Source organism: Mycobacterium sp. E2479, assembly GCF_001667925.1.
In the GTDB taxonomy this organism is placed as follows: domain Bacteria; phylum Actinomycetota; class Actinomycetes; order Mycobacteriales; family Mycobacteriaceae; genus Mycobacterium.
Genome location: NZ_LZJR01000146.1, coordinates 18,941 through 35,651, shown reverse-complemented (window position 1 = coordinate 35,651; position 16,711 = coordinate 18,941). Strand labels below are relative to the sequence as shown.

The window sequence follows — 16,711 nt, the reverse complement described above, 5'->3', positions numbered from 1 at the left end:
GAAACCGGAGTCACCGAAGCAAGCACAGAAGCCAATTAGTACGCGAAACCGTGTGCGCATCGGGGTACTAAGGCTGGCCAGGTCGTCGACGCAAACCCGGGTCGAGTTCGGCGCGTTGACTAGTTGCAGATTGCGACTTGCGGCCGAGTCCAGTCCACCTCCCCTCGCCCGCAGCTCTGGCGGCTCATGGAGGCAGTGCTCGGCTACCTCGAACCTATAGCCGGCCTATCGCGAAACGTCATCTGCAACAACCGGACCGCATACTTAACACCAGCTGCCTATAGCTAGGCAATAGGTTTTGGACCTCGGAATCCGTCCAGGGCGCTCCGCAGCTTCTTGTCTATCTGAGCTGCCCAGTAAGCCGCCACCGCCTCGAAGTGGTAGTGACGCTTGGCGTGGACTCGCAGGCTGGCGTGAGTGATCCGGTCTGCCTTCTCACGACCTTCGTTCACCTCACGCAGAATGTCTGCGTAACTGGCAGTCATTACTGTGCCGCCGGGACGCCACGCAATCGGGACACGACACCAATCCAGCAGCTCGTTGACCCGTAGGCGAACTTCCTCATCACGGCAAATGTGGCAACGCGGCTCAATGCGTTCGAACCGGCCGTCGCATACACGCCCACCCGAGATCCTCATTCACCCATCTCCGCTGCTGAGCGGCATGAAGTTCATGCTGACACGTTCTGATTGCAGCTTTCTACAGGCGTTCACCGCTCGCGGTGTCCCCGTCTTCGTCGAAATCGGCGTTGTCTCCTGGATACTGTTGGCAGCAGGGAGAGAGTTCGGGCTCTAGTTCGCCATCTTCCATATCGTCCACGGACGCATCGGGGCGGTGCACCAGGCTGGTGTATCTCCCGTACCACTCAATCTGGTTGGAAACTGGTCGACCGTCAGAGTAGACGTCCCAGTCAGTAATATCTCCCTCGCTATTCTCGCCTCCCCCAGCACCTCTCGGCAGCCGATCAAGAAAGGCAGCGGCCTTCAGCCATAACGTCGCCATGTCGAGGTCCCTCAGGAGTGCCGCGCGTAGTTCGTGATCCAGTTCGGCTTCATCGACTCTAAAGGCCGCTCGCCGGATGGTCCGAGACCCCAGAGCGTAGATGTACTTTTTATGGTCCTCAGCAGTAGCCATTACGAAGTCCTTTTCTTTTGCGTGGGTTGAAGCCGCATAACGGTCCAGTGCGGCATTGCTTTGAGGACGGCCTTAGCTCACGCCTGCCACACCGCGTTATGCGTGTCCGCCGGGCTCACTTCGCGATGATCAGCGCTGCTCTTGTCGTACAGCACGTACACCCGAATGACCGTTTTCAGGTCTACTTCGCACGACGGTGGGACTAAAGCCAGAAGGGGATCGGTTCTTCTTCTCCGACATGTGATTAGTTGCCGATAAAGCCACACCCTCATGAAACTCATTCGCCCGTCTGAGCAGTATTTCCTGTAACGAGGCGAACGACGTTGGAGTTTCAGTTCTCTGGCGACGGTGAGGCGGGTCTGCCACACTTACTTCGCAGCCTGGCGGCAAGGGTCCTCTGAGCCCGCCGGCGCGCCGTTGAATGCTTCGGCTGTAGAAATCGGCAGGCCCGGGATCGCCCGCTGCACCAGTGCCTTCTGCGCGCGTCCAGACAGGCGTTCCATCACTGTAAGTTTCGTAGAATGCCTTCAGGAGAGCGGCCTGCAGAGGATCCACATCAATGTTTGCGACCGTCATCTGAGCCAACGTCTCGTCGTAGACGCCGTCAGCGAGTTCTTGAAGCTGAGATTGGAGCCACGACAGGGTCTTTCTGTCGATCCGCCGTCGTCGACAGGTGATGTCAGCCAATCTGTCCGAGATGTTTCTGATGCGGATGATTTTGTCGGCGTAGGAATGTTTTGCCTCGTCGTCGTCGACGTCGTGTCTCCGTTGCCAGGGAGTGTTAGTCACGATGGTGATCTCCTTTTTTGTATCCGTGCAGTCCGTAATTTGTTTCTGAACCGAGCGCCCCCTCGAAGCCCTCATCGCCTGTGGCTCCGTCTGTCGCGCTTGCGGGAGGCCTTATAGTGGGCGCTCCGGTCGATGGGTCGACCGTTGATACGGACGGGTGCAGCTGGCTTGCCGCTGTCCGCCGTGGCGGTCGCAGTGTCCCGCCTCCTCAATGCGGCGAAGTCAACCGACCTTGCTCTCCCCGCGTAGTCCTGCCCCTCCTGCCCTTGTGTTGGAGGGACTTTCGTCAACGGCCCTTGGTGCCCGTTGTAGGACCTACATTGGGTTTCATCCCGCGCAGCTTGCGCAGTAGCCCCTGACCTGCGGTTTTGTCCGAACTTATCCGGCGCAGCCGCTTGCGCCTCATTGCCCCCAAAGGAAGCCGTCGCCGCTCGCGCAGAATGATTTTCGTCGTTGAAACCATTGTGAGCTGCGGATTCAGCCCCATGCGCAGGCTGCGCAGTTTGATTCGAATTGTTTTCGCGGTAGTCGCTTCCGGCGAGCAGACCGATGCCCCGGTAACCGTGCACCCGCTTGCCGTCGATGGGGATGTCGGCCCTGCCCAACCCCGGCACCGCGGCATGCAGAGACCGGCCGAACGTGACCTTTGCTCCGGCGTGGTGCCCGTTCGAATCGGCCCACAGCTTCCAGGCGACATAAAGAAGGTCCTTCTCGACGACCTTGTCCCGCCCCAATTCGCACCGCTCCCGCACAAACGCCGACACCGGCGAAGCGAGGTCCATCATCATGGTGGTGGCGTCCTCGGAGGATCCAGGAACGGTGAACCTACCGTTGGCGACGAGCCTGTCCAAGCCTTCAAGTGCCCAATTCAAGATCCCCGGCATCTCGGGTAGTAGGCGACTCTCTATCGTGCGATCCTCGCGGTTGAGGAAGCTCTTCGTCAGTTGCAAAATGAGCATCCTGGTAGCGATCGCACCTGATGAATCGGTGAATCTTGGCAGTTCGTTGGACAGCATGACGAACCGAGTCGGCAGCCGGCCCGTCCATGGCTCTCGGTACTTACGGTCGACGGTCAGCATGTCCTCGCCGGTGATCGACAACAGACGCTCAACGACAGCGTGCGATGGCCCAGATCCAAGGCGGGCGTCTGAGATGATGGCTACCGGCTTGCCCAATAGGGGCGACAGGCCGAAGTTAGTCCCCAGGCTGCTCAGCGTAGGACCCGCCACGTTGCCTTTGCCGATCAGCGTGGTGAGCGTCCGCGCGATAGTGCCCTTTCCCGCACGCATCGGGCCAATTAACGCCAGCAACTTGTGCATGTCGGTCCGCCCCGAGAGCAGGTAGCCAAAAGACTCCTGGAGCAACATGATCGACTCAGGATCGCCGGACCACAGCGAGTCCAAGAACTCAAGCCAGACGGTGGGCTCAGGGGCCTCCGGGTCGTAGCACAATGGGACCGAGACGAGGTTGAATAGCGACGGCGTGTGGCCAATCAGCGTTCTCCGGGGTAAATCGAGCAGCCCGTTGGCACACGAAATCATCTGGGCAGCGTCAGTTTTCACCTCGCTTTCCGAGATCCACGACGGAGGATCGATGTCGAAGGGAAAGTGCGCCAGTGCGCCCATCGCCTCCATCACGTTCGCGACCTTGCGCCGGTCGGGGTTCCAGCTCCTCGTCTCTACCCCGTTGGCCATCGCGTGCTCGTAGGTGGCGCCGCTCAGACTGCGGTAGATGTGGCTGCGCAATTGCGCCACGTCCAACTCACTCCAATGTGTGGCGTGCCAACGCTTCCAACCGCCACGCCAAGATAGAAGGGTGCGACCGCTGTCCGTACGGAACAGTCGATCGATCCTGCGCGCCACTTCCATCGGCGCAGATGGCGGCGGAGCATCGAACTCCCGCCCGTAGTCGTCATGAGGAAGACCGGGCAATGGCTCGATGACGTAGCAATTCTCGTCTTGGGTCGCTTCCTCGCGGTCACTCTGCGTGTTCTCGGCATCTCCATCGAGATGGGTGTCGCCATCGTTGCTTTCGTCTTCCGGCGGCCGACCGTCGTTCTCGGGCATCGGATCAACGGATCCTGCATCAATCACAGTCCGGCCCCCTGTCTAAGAGCGCGGGCCGCGGCTCGAAGGTTACCTTTATGGTTCAGCACCGCGTAAGCTCGAAATTTCGTGTAGCCCTTGGGCGATCCCGCCTCGGTCACTTCGAATGGCGTGTTAGTGGAGTACACGAACAAGCACCCATGACGGATCGTTGCCGAGCACGACGACGTCGCAGCCGGGTGAAGCCAGCGGCTACCGTCCTCCTCCGAGTCGAAATCTAAGCACTCCCAGCCATGTGGGCCCAGGACCTCCACCCAGCTCGTCGCTGCGCAGAAATCGTCTGCGACTGAGCCGGCCGGAAAGTTGTGTTCGCGCAACGTTGATCTGGACCGACCGCGGCGGCCATCAACGACCAGCTCGATGAACCACTCCGGTGGGATTGGAACCGGCCCGTCGATCCGCACGTAGCTTTTGCCGGTAACCGGGTGGATCGAGGGAGCTTGCACGCCAAGGCTCGTCGACGTCTTCAGCTCGATACCGGAACCCAAGTTCTCGGAGATCAGCCTGCCGGGAGGACGGCGCACGTATAGATGAACACCGCCGTCCCCCGCGCCCCGAGACGGTCGTAAGGCACTCGGGGAACTTTCCGTAGTGCCTCTGCATTCTGGCCCAACTAATGTTCCCCCCGTGACGCGGATCGATGTCTATCAGCAGCATCGACTTCGGAACCCGGGCACCAATATTGCAACCTCGATACGGACCGGACCATAAGGTCCGCACCGTGACCACGTCGTCGGTGGCGTCGTAGACGCCGTGGCCGAGCTTCCCGCATCCACCCTTGCACTTGCCGCGCATAGGATCCGGGGGCGGCAGTGGTGTACAGCAGCCAATGTTCTTAAACGCAGGATGGGCGCTGGGGATAGCCGGAACCTTGCCACGCAGTGGGATGATCGGCCAGTGATGCTCAGCGTATTCGACAGCCTCGTGCAGCAGAATCTCCGCTAGCTCACGACCTTGCCGGTCCTCTGTACTGAGCAATTGTGCTGCTACCATTGATTTCATTCCTTTCTAACTTGCCAAAGTGGGGTATATGTCCGAGGCCTCCGTTGACGCGGGGGCCTCGGCTTGTCTGCGCAAGTCGAGTACGAGGCATCCGTGGAACCGCCGTCAAGGCAACGACATTGCACGGATCGCGGTCTCGAACCGAGGGCCTTGAGGACATCAGGATGCCGCTGTCTCAGTCAGGCGGGCGATGTAGGAGTCCACAGATGATTCCGTGATGAAGGCCCGTGAACCGACCTTCACCCGTTTGATTTGCCCCTGCTCGATCAGTGTGTAGACCATCCGGCGGCAGACCCCGCCGAGCCTCGTTTGGGTGGTCGGTATCGAAAGAAGTTGATCGTGCACAAGTAGCCCCTCACGTGCGTACATGAGATCGGAAGCTACCGCGGGCCCCCCCCAATAAGGGAACTAATTAAATGCGTTGTCTTAGAAAGAATTTAGTTTGATAAGCGGATTTATCCCGGTCAGCGGCTCAGAGACTTAATTGAACACCCAGAGCCACCACGGCAGCCCTGGCCCCATCCTGAGAGCCATGCCCATACACATCACCTGTGATGCTGATCGAGCTGTGGCCCAGCAGGTCGGCCACCTGCCGAATGTGGGTACCGCCTTCCAACCAGGCGACGGCTGTACTGTGCCGCAGCGTATGCACGCCAACACCTTCCAGGCCTGCCTCGGCCGAGGCCAGCTTGATGTCGCGCAGCACAGAGCTGGGCTCAACGGGGGTGCCCAACTCCGACGTGAACACCAGGCCGGTGTCCTGCCATACATTGGCAGCGCGCAGCCGCTCTTCCAGCTGGGTTTTGCGGTGTGCCTTGAGCATGGCGACCACAGGAGGTGCCAACGGGATCTCTCGACGTGACCGCTCGGTCTTGGGCACGGTGATGGCGAGCTTGCCATTGACTCGACTTAGCGTGCCGCGCACCAGCAGTACGCCGTTGTCGAGATCCACATCAGCCCAGCGGAGCGCCAGTGCTTCGCCACGCCGCAGTCCGGTAGAGGCGATGAGCTTGAGCACCGGCGCGTAGCGCAGACCGCCAGCAGCCACCAGGAGGGCCGAGACCGTGCTGGTGTCCAAGTACTTGGCCTCGATTCGCCGAACTCCGGGACGCTTCACCAGATGGCAGGGATTGCGCGCCAGCAGGCCGTCGCGCACAGCTCCGTCGAGAGCCTGGCGCAGAATCGTGAACGTCTGCCGGATGGTCGAGTCGGACAGTGCTCGCACCGGCTCAGGGTTGGGGTGTTCCTGGGTCGGTTTGCCCGGCTTAGTCGCTGCTCGCATCGAGAGCACCAGGCCTTCGATGTCGGAGGGCTTGAGCCGATCCAGCCGCACTGCACCGAGGGGGCCGGACTCAAGGTGCTTACGGCTGAGGTTGGCGTACAACTCTTTGGTCGCCGCCTTGCGGTCACTGGCAGCCAAGGTGGTCGCTCGCCAGTGCACGAGCCATGCGCTCACAGTCGAGGTGGCGTCCCTCGGAGGCTTCCCCGCCTCCAACCGATCCTGCACCTTGTCCAGTTCGGCCAGCGCGAGCTTCTGCGTGGCCCCGTAGACGGAGACTCTTTTGCGTTCTCCCGTAGCGGAGTCCCGATACGACAACCGGGCTTCCCAGCGTCCATCGGTACGTTGCCGGACTGCTCCCCGCCCGTTTGCTGCGCGCTTTGCCACGGCGCCATTTTACCGGCCAATTGGGGTATGAATTGGGGTCCCAGCCCTTCGGCTGGATTCCTATGAGAGGTGAAAACACCTTCTGAACTGTGTCGGGCTGACAGGATTTGAACCTGCGACCACTTGACCCCCAGTCAAGTGCGCTACCAAACTGCGCCACAGCCCGCGCGCCGATGCATGCAACCGGCGGCAGGTCGAAAGCCTACCGTAGATGGTCGGCCAGGCCGCCCAGTGACCTCCGCTATAGCGTGGCCCGCATGTCACGTCCGGCGTTGCCGCTCCGGGCCAGGCGAGGCCATGCAGTAAATCCCAAACGCGCCAGCGCGGGTGCTACCGCATTTGGGAATCGCCAGATGGGTCCAAGCGCCGACTGGCTCCGCGCCACAGGCGCTCAGCGCCGCCTGGCTCCCCGCTTTTCGCGCACCCGCACATTGATCCGGATCGGTGATCCCTCGAACCCGAAGGTCTCACGCAGCCGGCGCTCCAGGAACCGCCGATACCCGGCCTCCAGAAAACCCGTGGTGAACAGAACGAACGTCGGGGGCCGAGCGGTCGCCTGGGTGGCGAACAGGATGCGAGGCTGCTTGCCCCCACGCACCGGGGGCGGCGTGGCCGCCACCACCTCTTTGAGCCAGGAATTCAGCGCGCCGGTCGAAATCCGCGTATCCCATGAGGCCAGTGCGGTCTCCATCGCGGGCACCAGCTTCTGCAACGCCCGCCCCGTCTTGGCGGAGATGTTGACCCTCGGTGCCCACCGCAGCTGCACTAGTTCGCGGTCGATCTCGCGCTCCAACAGCTCACGGCGGTCCTCGTCCACCAGATCCCACTTGTTGAAAGCCAGCACCAGGGCCCGGCCGGCCTCGATGACCATCGACAAAACCCGCTGATCCTGTTCGGTGAGCGGGTCAGATCCATCGATCAGCACGATGACCACCTCGGCCGCATCGATGGCCGAGTGCGTACGCACGGAGGCGTAGAACTCGTGCCCGCTGGCTTGGCGCACCTTGCGTCGCAAGCCCGCGGTGTCGACGAACCGCCACACCTTGTCGCCGAGCTCGATCAGCGAGTCCACCGGGTCAACCGTCGTTCCAGCGACGTCGTGCACCACGGAGCGCTGATCGCCGGCCAGCTTGTTCAGCAGCGAGCTCTTGCCCACGTTGGGTTTGCCGACCAGCGCGACGCGGCGTGGTCCGCCGGACGTGGGCGCCACCTCGGACACCTCGGGCAGCGCGGCAAGCACCTCATCGAGCAGATCCGCCACCCCGCGGCCGTGGATGGCACTGATGGCGTGCGGCTCGCCGAGCCCCAGTGACCACAGCAGCGCTGCGTCCGCCTCGGCCTTGTCGCTGTCAACCTTGTTGGCCGCCAGGAAAACCGGCTTGCCCGACCGCAGCAGGATCCGTGCGGCGGCCTCGTCGGCCGCGGTGGCGCCGACCAACGCGTCGACCACCAGGATCACTGCATCGGCGGTGCGCATGGCCACCGATGCCTGTTCGGCCACCAGTTGTTGGAGTCCCTTGGCGTCCGGCTCCCATCCGCCGGTGTCCTGCACGACGAACCGGCGACCCGTCCACAGCGCGTCGTAGGACACGCGGTCGCGGGTGACACCCGGGATGTCCTGCACCACCGCCTCTCTCCGCCCGAGAATCCGATTGACCAGCGTCGACTTGCCGACATTGGGCCGGCCGACAACCGCCACTACGGGCGCCGGACCTACCTCCTCCTGTTCGTCGAGTCCGAATCCAACTGACTCCCAGTCGCTTTCGTCGCTCCACGTGCCGTCTTGACTCACCGCACCGCTCCGGTCCGCTGCCTGACCAGATCGTGCAGGTGTGAAATAACTTGGGGCTCGGTCATTTCGCTGGTATCGACGATCACCGCGTCCGGGGCCGCCCGCAGCGGTGACACAGCCCGGGTGGAATCCAGATGGTCGCGCCGGCGGACGTCGGCCAGCACCGCCTCGTAGTCGTCGGCCAAGCCCGCCGCCACGTTCTGATCGTTGCGCCGCCGCGCCCGGGTTTCGGCCGATGCGGTCAGGAAGATCTTCACGGGCGCATCCGGCAGGACGACGGTGCCGATGTCCCGGCCCTCGACGACCACACTGCGCGGGCCCTGGGCCATTTCGCGCTGCATGGCGACCAGCCGGGTGCGGACGGCGGGCACCGCGGACACCGCCGACACCGAGGCGGTGACCCGGTCACCGCGGATTTCCGTCGAGACATCTTCTCCGCACAGGAAATAACGGTCGCCATCGGGCTGATAGTCCACAGACATCTCTACCGTCTGCGCGGCGCGGGCGACGGCGTCGGCGTCGGCGGGATCGATGCCGGCGCGCAGCACGGCCAGGGTCACCGTCCGGTACATACCGCCGGTATCCAGATAGCGCGCACCGAGCGCTTGCGCCAATCCCCTTGATACCGAAGACTTTCCGGTGCCCGCCGGGCCGTCGATGGCAATGATCGTTCCATTCACAGGCCCACCGCTTTGTAGAGCTGGCCGACCTCGTGATGAGCCAACGCCCGAATTGTGCCCGGTCGCTGTTTTCCCAGCGCCACGGGCCCGATGTCGGTGCGTACCAACGACTCCACCGGGAATCCGGCGGCCGCCAGCAGCCGGCGCACGATGCGATTGCGGCCCTCGTGCAGCGTCACCCGCACCAGCGTCTTGCCGGGGATGGCGTCTACCACCGCGAACTCGTCGAGTTTGGCCACGCCGTCGTCCAATTCGATCCCAGCACGCAGCTTCTTCCCGAGCCCTCGCGGCACCGATCCGGTCACCGTCGCCAGGTACGTCTTGGCGACCTCGTGGGAAGGATGCATCAGCCGGTGCGCCAGCTCGCCATCGTTGGTGAGCAGGATCAGCCCTTCGGTATCGGCGTCCAGGCGCCCGACATGAAACAGGTTCTTGTTGCCGCGGACCTTGCGCTCCACCAGATCGCCGATGCACGGTCGGCCGCGGTCGTCGGACATGGTCGAGTGCACACCGCGCGGCTTGTTCAGGGCGAGGTAGACCTGGGAATCGTCCAGCACCACCCGGGCGCCGTCCACGCGGATCACCGACGAGTCCGGGTCGACGCGAGTGCCCAATTCGGTCACCACGTGGCCGTCCACCTCGACGCGGCCGTCGATGATCAACTTCTCGGCGGCCCGCCGCGACGCAATTCCGGCTTGGGACAACACTTTTTGCAGCCGGATCCCCTGTACTTCCTCCATCAATCCTGGTCCACGTCGAACGTCATCGCCGGGTCTGACGGCTGACCGCCGGAAAGTTTGATGAAACGTGGCTCGCTGTCCAGGGATTCGCTGAGGTCCTCGATCGTGTCGACGTCGGGAAGCAGCGGCGCGATATCCGGAAGGTCGGCCAGCGAGGTCAGCCCCAGCCGCTCTAAGAACAGGTCGGTGGTGGCGAACGTCGTCGCGCCGGTGTCCTCGTCGACTCCCGCTTCGGTGATCAAGCCGCGCGCCAGCAGCGTGCGCATCACGGCGTCGACGTTGACGCCGCGCACCGCGCTCACCCGCGCACGCGTCACGGGCTGGCGGTAGGCGACCACGGCCAGAGTCTCCAGCGCGGCCCGCGTGAGCTTGGACCGCGCTCCGTCGAGCAGCAGCTTCTCCACATAGGGCGCGAACCGGGCACGGGTGTACATCCGCCAGCCCTCGCTGTTTTTCCGCAGGTCGATGCCGCTGTCGCGTTCCGTGAACTGCTCGGCCATCTCCTGCAACTTGGCGGCGATCCGGTATACCGGTTGCTGCGTGGCCGACGCGAGCGCCTCCGCGGTGACCGGCGTGTCCACCACCAGCAGCAGCGCCTCGAGCACCGCGCCGAGTTCTTCGGACTCCATGGGCACGACTTCGGCGATGTCCGGGATGCCCACGTCGAGAGCTGCGTCGAGATCGACGTCCGGCATATCTTCAGTCACTTATTCGTCCCGCACTTCTACCAAGGCTTCACTGGCCGGACGCTCCCCGGTCCACGAGATTTGGAGCACGCCAAGCGGCTCTGACTGGTCGAATGCTACCGCCCGGGACCGATACAGTTCGAGCAGCGCCAAAAAGCGCCCGACCACCTCCATCGACGCCTCGCAATCGGCGACCAGCTCGGAGAACGTGGCCCACGCCCCGCTGCCCCGTGCCTCCAGGATGGCCAGCAACTTCTTGGCCTGCTCGGGAACCGAGACCTGCACCTGGTGCAGGTGCTCGACCGACACCGTCGGTGTGGGTCGCGGGGTGAACGCGATCGCGGCGATCTGAGCGAAGCGTTCGGCGTCCACGCCGATCATCACCTCGGGCAACAGTTCGGTGAACCGGTCTTCCAGCGACACCGACCGCGGATAACTGCGCAACGCCGTGGCCTCGAGTTCGGCGAACATCTCCGCGACGTGCTTGAACGCGCGATACTGCAGCAACCGGGCGAACAGCAGATCGCGCACCTCCAGCAGCGCGAGATCTTCGTCGTCGTCGACCCGTCCGGCCGGCAGCAGTCGGGCGGCCTTCAAATCCAGCAGCGTGGCGGCGACCACGAGGAATGCCGTGGTCTCCTCGAGCTCCAGCTGCGGACCGATTTCCCGGGTGTAGGCGATGAAGTCGTCGGTGACCTGGTGCAGCGCCACCTCGGTCACGTCGAGGCGATGGGCGAAGATCAGCTGCAGCAGGAGGTCGAACGGGCCCTCGAAATTGGTCAGGCGGACTTGGAAGCCAGCTCCGTAGCCGTTCTGCTGTGGCGCCTCACCGGTTTCGGTCGCGTTCACGCGCCGAATCGGTCGATGAACTCGCGGGCCAGCGCGCGATAGGCGATTGCCCCGGTGGACCGCGGGGCCCACGTGGTGATGGGTTCGCCGGCGACGCTGGTCTCCGGGAATCGGACGGTCCGGGTGATGACGGTGTCGAACACCAGGTCACCGAACCGCTCCACGACCCGGGCCATCACCTCGCGGGAGTTGACCGTGCGGGGGTCGTACCGGGTGAGCAAGATCCCGCTGATCTCGAGCTTCGGATTGAGCCGGTCGCGCACCTTGTCGACGGTGTCGGTCAGCAGCGCCAGCCCGCGCAGCGAGAAGTACTCGCATTCGGTCGGGATCACCACGCCGTCGGCGCAGGCCAGGCCGTTGACGGTGAGCAGCCCCAGTGACGGCTGGCAGTCGATCAGCACATAGTCGTAGCGGTCCAGCACCGGATGCAGCGCGCGGCCCAGCGTCTGCTCGCGTCCCACCTCGTTGACCAGCTGGATCTCGGCGGCCGACAGGTCGATGTTGCTGGGCACCAGATCCATGTGCCTGACCCGGGTTTGCAGCAACACGTCGTCGATCGACACCCGCGGCTCGACCAGGACGTTGTGAATGGTCTTGTCCAGCTCATAATGCGGGACGCCCAGGCCGGCGGACAGCGCGCCCTGCGGGTCCATGTCCACCAGCAGCACCCGCCTGCCGTACTCGGCGAGCGCGGCACCCAAATTGATGGTGGACGTGGTCTTCCCGACGCCGCCTTTTTGATTGCACATGGCGACGACTTTGGCCGGGCCGTGCGAAGTGCGCGGCTGTGGCTCCGGGATCGCCCGCGGCGGCCGCCCGGTCAGACCGAGCTCGACGCCGTTGTCCGGCTGCTCGGTCATGGCGGGGGTGTTCGGGAGATGAACATCGTCGGAAAGTCTAACGGGTTCCTCGCGCGAAACCGGGCGACCCGCAGGCAATTAACCAGCCAATATGACCAAAAATCGGTGGCGGAACGCACATCCCGGCAGCCTATTAACTTCAGTCACAGCAGCACCATTTCCGAGGGGTGTGCGGCTTCGAACCGCGCTAGCACCGGCGCTATCGCTTCTGCGAATCACCAATCAGCACCACCACGGCCTCAAACCGGCCACCGGCCTATCGTGACGTCTATGAATCTCAAGCGACGGATTCCTCTCCTGCGGTGGTCGTTCTGGCGCGTAGCCGCCGGTGCCCGAAACATCACCACCACCGGCCAGATCGGTGACGGGCGCGAGGCGGCCGCCGTCGAGTACGTCCTGCAGAACGCGCGGGCCGGCGACATCGACGACGTGCTGGCCACCATCGACAAGTTCGCCTACGAAAAATCGTTGCTGATCAACGTCGGTGACGAGAAAGGGCTGCTGCTCGACGCCGCAGTGCGGCGCGCCGGTCCGTCGCTCGCGCTCGAGCTGGGCACGTACTGCGGGTACGGCGCATTGCGCATCGCCCGTGCCGCCCCGAACGCCAAGGTGTTCTCGGTCGAACTCGCCGAGGCCAACGCCGCCAACGCCCGCCAGATCTGGGCGCACGCCGGCGTCGCCGATCGGGTCACGTGTGTGGTCGGCACCATCGGCGACGGCGGGCGCACCCTTGATGCGCTGGCCAACGAGCATGGGTTTGCCGCCCGCACCCTCGATTTCGTGTTCCTCGATCACGACAAGGACGCCTACCTGGACGACCTGACCAGCATCCTGGATCGGGAGTGGTTGCATCCTGGCTCGATCGTGGTCGCCGACAACGTCCGGGTGCCGGGGGCGCCGAAGTACCGCGAGTACATGCGGCTGCAGCAGGGCAAGCGGTTCAACACCGTCGAGCATAAGACCCACGTCGAGTACCAGACACTGCTGTCCGACCTGGTGCTGGAGTCTGACTACCTAGGCGGATGAGCGGGCCGAGCAGCCCGGGTGCACAAACTACTGGGCCCGGGGGTGGGCCTCGGCCCACACTTCGCGCAGCGCGTGCACGGTGACCATGGTGTAGATCTGCGTCGTCGTCACCGAGGCGTGCCCGAGCAGCTCCTGCACGACGCGCACATCGGCGCCACCCTCCAGCAGGTGCGTGGCGAAGGAATGCCGCAGCATGTGCGGCGACACCCCCGAGGTGATGCCGGCACGCGCTGCCGCGTCCTGCAAAACCTGCCACGCGCTCTGCCGTGACAACCGTCCGCCGCGCACGTTGAGGAAGATGCCCGGCGTGCCGCGCCCGCGACGTGCCAGCTCCGGACGACCCCGTACCAGGTACGCGTCCAGTGCGGCCACGGCCGGACGTCCGATCGGCACCAGCCGCTGCTTACCGCCCTTGCCGCGCAACAACACCGACCGCGAGTGCGTGTCGACGTCGTCGACGTCGAGGCCGACGGCCTCGGAAATCCGTGCGCCGGTGGAATATAGGAGTTCCAGCAGCGCCCGGTTGCGCAGGGTCAGCGGTCCGTCGGCCGGGCTGTCGCCACCCGCACCCTCCAGTAGCGCCAGCACCTGGTCGATGGTCAGGCTTTTGGGCAGCCGGCGGCCCGGCGTCGGTGGCCGGACCGCACGCGCCACGTCGAGTTCGGCCAGCCCTTCGGCGGCGGCGAACCGATGCAGACCGCGCACCGCGATCAGCGCCCGCGCCGCCGACACCGCCGACAGCGCGGCGGCTCCGGTGTCGGGATCGCCGCGGCGCAGCGCCACCAGGAATTCGCTCACGTCGTTCTCGCCCACCTTGGCCAGGTCGTGAATTCCCCGGTCCGACAGATGTTTTGTGTAGCGACGCAAGTCGCGGGTGTACGAACTCAGGGTGTTCGCGGCGACGCCGCGCTCGATCGTGAGATGGTCAAGGTAGCCCTGCAACTGCGTGTCCAGCGCCACCGTCGTCATTGCGCGGCCTTGCGCGCTGCGAACGCCGTCGGCTTGTCCTGCCACGGGCTGTCCACTGGACGCGGCTGAGCGAACCCTGTCGTCACGGCGTGGGCGGCCAAAATTCCTGCCACGGCAATGGCATTGACGATTTCACCGCTGAGCACCTTACGGGCGGCGTCGGCCAGCGGATACCACTCCAATGTCATGTCGGCTTCTTCGTCGTGCGCGTCGGGCCGCTCGACCTGAGTCAGACCGGTGGCCAGATAGACGCGCACCGACTCGTCGCTGAAGCCCGGTGTGGAATTGAGGTCTACGAGCACCGTCCAGTCTGCCGCCTTCAGCCCCGCCTCCTCCATGAGTTCGCGAGCCGCGGTGAGATGAGCCGCCTCGCCGGCGACATCGAGCAGTCCCGCGGGCAGCTCCCACAGCCGCCGACCGAAGGCGTGCCGGTACTGGTAAATCATCGGGAGGTTGCCGCGGTCGTCCATCGCGACCACGGCGACCGCGCCGAAATGTTCGACGATCTCGCGGGTTACCACCTTGCCGGCGGGCATCCGCACGCGGTCGCTGCGCAGCGCGAAAATCTTTCCGGTGTACAGCGTTTCGGACGACTCCGTCTCGAAGACGTGGTCAGCCACGGGTCGCGGGCTCAGGTATCGGCCGCGCAGCGCTGTCCCGATGCTGGATGCCGTTCGACGACTGTTCCGGGATCTCCACGGGCAGCAGCTCGCCCGCCTTGTAGTCGATCGCCGCGCCGACGAAGGCGACGAACAGCGGGTGCGGCCGCGTGGGCCGGCTCTTCAGCTCCGGGTGAGCCTGGGTGCCGACGATGAACGGGTGCACGTCCGGCGGATACTCAACGAACTCCACCAGGTGGCCGTCGGGAGACGTTCCGGAGAACTTCAGGCCGCTTTCCGCGATCTTGTCGCGGTAGGCGTTGTTGACCTCATAGCGGTGGCGGTGGCGCTCCGATACGTCCGTGGCGCCATATGCCTGGGCCACAATCGATTCCGGTTCGAGCACCGCGCGGTAGGCGCCCAGCCGCATGGTGCCGCCAAGGTCGGCTTCGCCGGCGACGATATCGACCTGATCGGCCATCGTAGAGATGACGGGGTCGGGCGTCTCGGGGTCGAATTCCGCCGAGTTGGCCTGGGTCAGACCGGCTGAGCGGGCGGCCTCGATCACGATGCATTGCAGGCCGAGGCACAGGCCGAGTACCGGCAGTCCGCGCGTGCGTGCGTGGTGGATGGCGCCGATCTTGCCCTCGATGCCGCGGATGCCGAACCCGCCCGGGATCAGCACGCCGTGCACGTCGCCCAGGGCCGACGCGGCACCGGCCGCGCTCTCGCAGTCGTCGGAAGCAACCCAGACCAACTCCACCTTGGCGTGGTGCTTGAACCCGCCGGCGCGCAGTGCCTCGGTGACCGACAGATACGCATCGGAGAGCTCAACGTACTTGCCCACCAAGGCGATCCGCACAATCTCGTGCGGCTCGTGCACCCTGCGCAGCAGGTCGTCCCATTCGGTCCAGTCGACATCGCGGAACGGCAGGTTGAGCCGGCGCACCACATAGGCGTCGAGTTCCTCGCGGTGCAGCACCTTGGGAATGTCGTAGATCGACGGCGCATCCGGGGTGGAGATAACGCCATCGATGTCGACGTCACACATCAACGCAATCTTGTTTTTCAGGGCTTCGGGTACGTCGCGGTCGCAACGCAGAATCAGCGCATCGGGGCTGATACCGATGCTGCGCAGCGCGGCCACCGAGTGCTGGGTGGGTTTGGTTTTGAGTTCACCCGATGGTGCCAGGTAGGGCACCAGCGAGACGTGCAGGAAGAAGACGTTCTCCCGGCCGAGGTCGTGGCGCACCTGGCGAGCGGCCTCCAAGAAGGGTTGCGACTCGATGTCGCCGACCGTGCCGCCGATCTCGGTGATGACCACATCGGGACGGTTACCCTGGGCGTCCGGTTGGGCCATCGACATGATGCGCGCTTTGATCTCGTCGGTGATGTGCGGGATCACTTGGACGGTGTCGCCCAGATACTCGCCGCGCCGCTCCTTTGCTATGACCGTCGAATACACTTGTCCCGTAGTGACATTCGCCGAACCGGACAGATCACGGTCCAGGAACCGTTCGTAATGGCCGACGTCCAGGTCGGTTTCGGCGCCGTCCTCGGTGACGAAGACCTCGCCGTGCTGGAACGGATTCATGGTGCCCGGATCGACGTTGAGGTACGGATCGAGCTTCTGCATCGTCACGTACAACCCGCGGGCCGTCAGTAGTTGACCAAGGCTGCTGGCGGTCAAACCCTTGCCCAACGAGGAAGCGACTCCCCCGCTGACGAAGAGGTGCTTGGTGGCGGATTGCGGGTGCTTTCGCACAGGCGACCTCCGTGAAGACGGGCAGGGCGTCAAAATTGTTCTAGCGAAT

The 16,711-nt window shown here is 64.2% G+C and carries 16 protein-coding genes, 1 tRNA gene and 1 pseudogene; 1 reads left to right on the top strand and 17 read right to left on the bottom strand.

The features are described from left to right. Positions 1-699 precede the first annotated feature (699 nt). The 14 genes and pseudogenes from A5686_RS21750 to A5686_RS21700 form a co-directional block, all read right to left on the bottom strand. Entirely contained in the window at positions 700-1,134 is a 435-nt protein-coding gene (locus A5686_RS21750) for a hypothetical protein (RefSeq protein ID WP_067938526.1), read from the bottom strand. A gap of 129 nt (positions 1,135-1,263) precedes the next feature. Beyond that, positions 1,264-1,923: a hypothetical protein gene (locus A5686_RS27425; RefSeq protein ID WP_156750182.1), complete on the bottom strand. Its 660-nt coding sequence runs from the start codon at positions 1,921-1,923 to the stop codon at positions 1,264-1,266. Between the two features lie 71 nt (positions 1,924-1,994). After that, positions 1,995-3,989: a phage/plasmid primase, P4 family gene (locus A5686_RS21745; protein ID WP_067938524.1), complete on the bottom strand. Its 1,995-nt coding sequence runs from the start codon at positions 3,987-3,989 to the stop codon at positions 1,995-1,997. Positions 3,990-4,012: 23 nt separating this feature from the next. Further along, entirely contained in the window at positions 4,013-4,552 is a 540-nt protein-coding gene (locus A5686_RS28495; protein WP_369829736.1) for a hypothetical protein, read from the bottom strand. Between the two features lie 118 nt (positions 4,553-4,670). Beyond that, positions 4,671-5,021: pseudogene (locus A5686_RS28490) on the bottom strand (bifunctional DNA primase/polymerase); the annotation flags it as partial. A gap of 168 nt (positions 5,022-5,189) precedes the next feature. Further along, positions 5,190-5,399, bottom strand: a complete 210-nt coding sequence (locus A5686_RS28240) for a helix-turn-helix domain-containing protein (RefSeq protein ID WP_067938522.1) — start codon at positions 5,397-5,399, stop codon at positions 5,190-5,192. Between the two features lie 103 nt (positions 5,400-5,502). Then, on the bottom strand, positions 5,503-6,696 hold the full coding sequence (locus A5686_RS21735) for a site-specific integrase (RefSeq protein ID WP_067938520.1): 1,194 nt from the start codon (positions 6,694-6,696) through the stop codon (positions 5,503-5,505). Positions 6,697-6,788: 92 nt separating this feature from the next. Continuing rightward, a tRNA-Pro gene (locus A5686_RS21730) sits at positions 6,789-6,862 on the bottom strand. Positions 6,863-7,087: 225 nt separating this feature from the next. Continuing rightward, positions 7,088-8,488 (bottom strand): ribosome biogenesis GTPase Der, encoded by a 1,401-nt coding sequence (gene der, locus A5686_RS21725; protein ID WP_067938518.1) that lies wholly within the window; start codon positions 8,486-8,488, stop codon positions 7,088-7,090. After that, positions 8,485-9,168 (bottom strand): (d)CMP kinase, encoded by a 684-nt coding sequence (cmk, locus tag A5686_RS21720; protein ID WP_231986448.1) that lies wholly within the window; start codon positions 9,166-9,168, stop codon positions 8,485-8,487. Before cmk ends, der begins: the two co-directional genes overlap by 4 nt. After that, positions 9,165-9,908 (bottom strand): pseudouridine synthase, encoded by a 744-nt coding sequence (locus A5686_RS21715; RefSeq protein WP_067938516.1) that lies wholly within the window; start codon positions 9,906-9,908, stop codon positions 9,165-9,167. The genes cmk and A5686_RS21715 overlap by 4 nt, the downstream gene beginning before the upstream one ends. Further along, positions 9,908-10,615, bottom strand: a complete 708-nt coding sequence (gene scpB / locus A5686_RS21710) for an SMC-Scp complex subunit ScpB (RefSeq protein WP_067938514.1) — start codon at positions 10,613-10,615, stop codon at positions 9,908-9,910. The genes A5686_RS21715 and scpB overlap by 1 nt, the downstream gene beginning before the upstream one ends. Next, positions 10,616-11,443, bottom strand: a complete 828-nt coding sequence (locus A5686_RS21705; RefSeq protein WP_067938513.1) for a segregation/condensation protein A — start codon at positions 11,441-11,443, stop codon at positions 10,616-10,618. Continuing rightward, positions 11,440-12,303: a ParA family protein gene (locus tag A5686_RS21700; RefSeq protein WP_067938511.1), complete on the bottom strand. Its 864-nt coding sequence runs from the start codon at positions 12,301-12,303 to the stop codon at positions 11,440-11,442. The genes A5686_RS21705 and A5686_RS21700 overlap by 4 nt, the downstream gene beginning before the upstream one ends. A 270-nt stretch (positions 12,304-12,573) precedes the next feature. On the opposite strand from A5686_RS21700, the gene A5686_RS21695 reads away from it, so the two are divergent. Then, a complete protein-coding gene (locus A5686_RS21695) occupies positions 12,574-13,329 on the top strand; it encodes an O-methyltransferase (protein WP_067938509.1) in 756 nt (251 codons plus the stop codon). Between the two features lie 27 nt (positions 13,330-13,356). On the opposite strand, the gene xerD is transcribed toward A5686_RS21695, so the two are convergent. The 3 genes from xerD to A5686_RS21680 are packed head-to-tail and all read right to left on the bottom strand — an operon-like array spanning position 13,357 to position 16,662. Further along, positions 13,357-14,298, bottom strand: a complete 942-nt coding sequence (gene xerD / locus A5686_RS21690; RefSeq protein WP_067938507.1) for a site-specific tyrosine recombinase XerD — start codon at positions 14,296-14,298, stop codon at positions 13,357-13,359. Continuing rightward, a complete protein-coding gene (locus tag A5686_RS21685) occupies positions 14,295-14,918 on the bottom strand; it encodes an NUDIX hydrolase (protein WP_067938505.1) in 624 nt (207 codons plus the stop codon). Before A5686_RS21685 ends, xerD begins: the two co-directional genes overlap by 4 nt. Then, positions 14,911-16,662 carry a CTP synthase gene (locus A5686_RS21680; protein WP_067938502.1) on the bottom strand — a complete coding sequence of 584 codons (1,752 nt, stop codon included), beginning with the start codon at positions 16,660-16,662 and terminating at the stop codon, positions 14,911-14,913. The genes A5686_RS21685 and A5686_RS21680 overlap by 8 nt, the downstream gene beginning before the upstream one ends. Between the last annotated feature and the right edge of the window lie 49 nt (positions 16,663-16,711).

What these genes read in the sequence shown, in the direction of transcription:
- A5686_RS21750 (WP_067938526.1), bottom strand. Translation starts at nt 1,134, where the DNA reads ATGGCTACTGCTGAGGACCATAAAAAGTACATCTACGCTCTGGGGTCT.
- A5686_RS21745 (WP_067938524.1), bottom strand. Translation starts at nt 3,989, where the DNA reads ATGCCCGAGAACGACGGTCGGCCGCCGGAAGACGAAAGCAACGATGGC.
- A5686_RS28240 (WP_067938522.1), bottom strand. Translation starts at nt 5,399, where the DNA reads ATGTACGCACGTGAGGGGCTACTTGTGCACGATCAACTTCTTTCGATA.
- A5686_RS21715 (WP_067938516.1), bottom strand. Translation starts at nt 9,908, where the DNA reads ATGGAGGAAGTACAGGGGATCCGGCTGCAAAAAGTGTTGTCCCAAGCC.
- A5686_RS21700 (WP_067938511.1), bottom strand. Translation starts at nt 12,303, where the DNA reads ATGACCGAGCAGCCGGACAACGGCGTCGAGCTCGGTCTGACCGGGCGG.
- A5686_RS21695 (WP_067938509.1), top strand. Translation starts at nt 12,574, where the DNA reads ATGAATCTCAAGCGACGGATTCCTCTCCTGCGGTGGTCGTTCTGGCGC.
- xerD (WP_067938507.1), bottom strand. Translation starts at nt 14,298, where the DNA reads ATGACGACGGTGGCGCTGGACACGCAGTTGCAGGGCTACCTTGACCAT.